Genomic DNA, 2979 nt, shown 5'->3' with positions numbered 1-2979 from the left:
GCGGCGTGCTGCGCTTCATGTGCGACAGCGCGCCGGAAAAGGAAGAGGCAATGACCTGGTTGGCGCCGGTGGCGACCGCGATGGCCGGCGGGATGTTGTAGAAGATCAGCAGCGGCGTGATGAGGAAGCCGCCGCCTACCCCGAACATGCCCGACAGGAAACCAACCGCCGCCCCCATGGCCAGCAGCACGAAGACGTTGACGGAAATTTCCGCGATCGGGAGATAGATGCCCACCCGTCAGTCTCGATCAGTTTGCCTGTCGGCGATGCAGCCGCAGCGTGCAGTCTCGCACCGAAAAGCCAATTTTTTCTTGCGCCGACGCGGCGGCGGGGACCAAACCCCGCCGCCGCGTCGAAACAAAAAACATCTCAATCAGTTAACAGGCAAATGTGTGGCAAGGACATCGCGGAAGCGACGCCTCTGCCGTTATTTGCGCGCCAGCAGCGCCTTGACCAGTTGTTCATCGACCTCGCCGGTCGGTTTCATCTTGTTGTCGGTCTGGAAGGCCATGATCGCGGTCTTGGTCTTGTCGCCCATCACGCCGTCGGCGCCGCCGGCTTCATAGCCGTTCTTGTTGAGGATCAGCTGGATGTTCTTGACCGCCTTCTTCATGTCGATGCTGGCGGTCGTCTGCGGCGTCCCCTCCTGCCAGGATTCGGGGATGTCGACGGAGTTGGCTGCCTGGTCGATCGGCTTTGCCTTCCACAGCTCGGCAGCGGCGCGCGCCCGCTCCAACTGCTCCGGACGCAACGCATTGGCGATCTCGTCGCGCTTGGACGCAGCGTCCTTGTCGCCGGTCTTGGCGACGAGCGCGAACCATTTGTAGGATTCCTCCAGGTTTTGCTTCATGCCGACGCCCTTGGCCGCCAGGATGCCGAGATTGAACTGGCTGTCCTTGACGCCGCGGTCGGCCGCGGCCTGGAACCAGTGTGCCGCCGACTCATTGTCGGTCACGCCGTCCGCCGCCATGGCGAACAGCACGGCGAGATTGTGCATGGCGCTGGCGTTGCCCTGCTCGGCGGCGAGCTGGTAGTAGGTCTTGGCCTTCTTGATGTCGCGGGCGACGCCGATCCCCTTCTCGTAGAAATTGCCGATGCGGTATTCGGCCGGCGCGAGGCCGAGCTCGGCGGCCTTCTCGTACCACTTGGCCGCCGCCTTCATGTCCTCCTTGACGCCGCGCGATTCTGCATAGCGCGAGCCGACCTCGAACAGCGCCTTGGCGTCACCGCCGGCCGCCGCGTCGCGCAGGGCCTGCGGACCTGCGTCAGCCGGGATGTTATATGTCGCCGCCGCTGCCTCAGGCGCGGCGCCGGCGGGCGGAACCGCGCCGGTGGTGGCGGGCACCGTCGGCGCGGCGGTCGGCGCCGTGGCCATCGGCTCGGCGTCGGCATCCGCGTCCGTTGCTGGCGCCGCGGGCGCTGCAGCGGTGACATCCGGCGCCGTCGCAGCAGGCGCGGCCGAAGCCATGGGCGTTGGTGCCGGCTCAGTGGCGGCGGGCGCCGCCTGCTTCACCATATCGGCGTCCGTCGGCGGCACGGCCGCGGTCTGCGCGGGCGCCGCGTCCCTGACCGGTTCCGCTTGCCGCACGGCACGGGTCGGCGTCTCCTGCGCCGCGGAAGCCGCCTTTGGCTCGGCAATGGTCTTCGGTTCGGCCGGGGCGTTGAGCGAGGCCGTCTCCACCGGCTGGGCGGCGATGACCGGCGCGGCGTCGTTGCTGGCAACCGGGGCCGGATCGGAGAAGAAGGCCTTGCCAAGCTGCAGGCCGGCAAGCGCTAGCATGATCGCGGCCGCCGCCATCAGGATCGGCTTGCGCCGCGCCTTGAGCAGATCGCCGATCCTGAGCGCCTTGACCGGGCCGCCCATCGTCGACTGGCGCTTCAGCGCGTCGGCCTCGGCGGCGGCGGCTTGCGCTGCGCGCCTTGCGGCGGCGATGAAGTCGGACTTGGCCGCGTCGCTCTCGCTGCGCTTGACGGGCGGGCTACGCTCGTCGCGCACGCGCTTCATGATGGCGCTGAGGTCTGGTGCGCCCGAGCCTGGCTCCAGCGGCCGGTTGGCAAGTTTCGGGTCGAGCGGCTGGTCGATGTCGACGCTTGGGGCGTCGACCTCAGGCGCCGAACCGGCGAGCGGCGGCGTATCCGCCTGCTTCTTGCCCCTGAAGGCGCGCGCCAGTCCGCCGAACATCGACTTCTTGCCGGCCTTCTCGCCCTTTTCGGCGATCGTGTCCGAACCGAGCGCCGCCATGGCGGCGGCCGCCGCCGCTTCAGCCGGCGAACGTGGCGCCGGCTCGTCGCGCGCAACCGGTTCGTTGCGCAGGATGGCGGCGGCACGGGTGTCGAGATCGGCGATGTCCGCGGCCAGCGGCAGCGGCTGGTCGATATCCATCGACGGCGCATCCTGCACCGCTATCTTGGAGCCGCGGCTCCCGCGCTTACTCGCCGGCTGCGGGTCGATGAGTTCGCTGACGGCTTCCACAGGCTCGCTGGTCTCCAGCGAACCCAGCCGGTCGACGATCTTGAGCAGCGTGTCGTGGATGGCCTCGAAGGTGCGCGAATTGCGTTCGTCGGAACGGCGCGTCAGGGCTTCGAGCGTCTTCAGGTCCTGCGCAAGGCCGCTGACCGCCGCTGTATTGGCGCTCGTATCGGCCATCGAACGCACCGCGCTCTCGGCCGCCTCGCGCGCCGCGCTGAGGATGGTATCGCGTGTTCCGGCCAGCGACTTCTCGATCTCGTTGAGGCGCGGGCTGATGTCCTCGAATTCCGGCAGCGGCGTGCCGGGCCTGGTGAGATGCGCCGAAAGCCCGGCGACCTGCGCCTCCAGGCTGCGGATCAGCGCCGGGTCGATGCCGGCGACCTGAGCGGCCGATGTTTCAAGCCGGCTTGATATGTCTTCCAGCCGGCTTTCCAGGCCACGGATCGCCGCTTCGTTGGCGGGATCGGGGACCCGCGTCTCCAGGCGCTTGGCGAGCGCGGTGAAGCGGG

The 2979-nt window shown here is 68.4% G+C and carries 2 protein-coding genes; both read right to left on the bottom strand.

All coding sequences use genetic code 11. From position 1 onward, the window contains the following. The coding region (locus tag EOA33_RS30275) for a TSUP family transporter (protein ID WP_145989356.1) at window positions 1-235 on the bottom strand (235 nt) is incomplete at its 3' end. Window positions 236-427: 192 nt separating this feature from the next. Then, the coding region (locus EOA33_RS30270) for an SEL1-like repeat protein (RefSeq protein WP_145989355.1) at window positions 428-2979 on the bottom strand (2552 nt) is incomplete at its 5' end.

This window comes from Mesorhizobium sp. M4A.F.Ca.ET.050.02.1.1, from assembly GCF_003997725.1.
Classification (GTDB): Bacteria; Pseudomonadota; Alphaproteobacteria; order Rhizobiales; family Rhizobiaceae; genus Mesorhizobium.
This window is presented reverse-complemented; position numbering and strand designations above follow the sequence as displayed.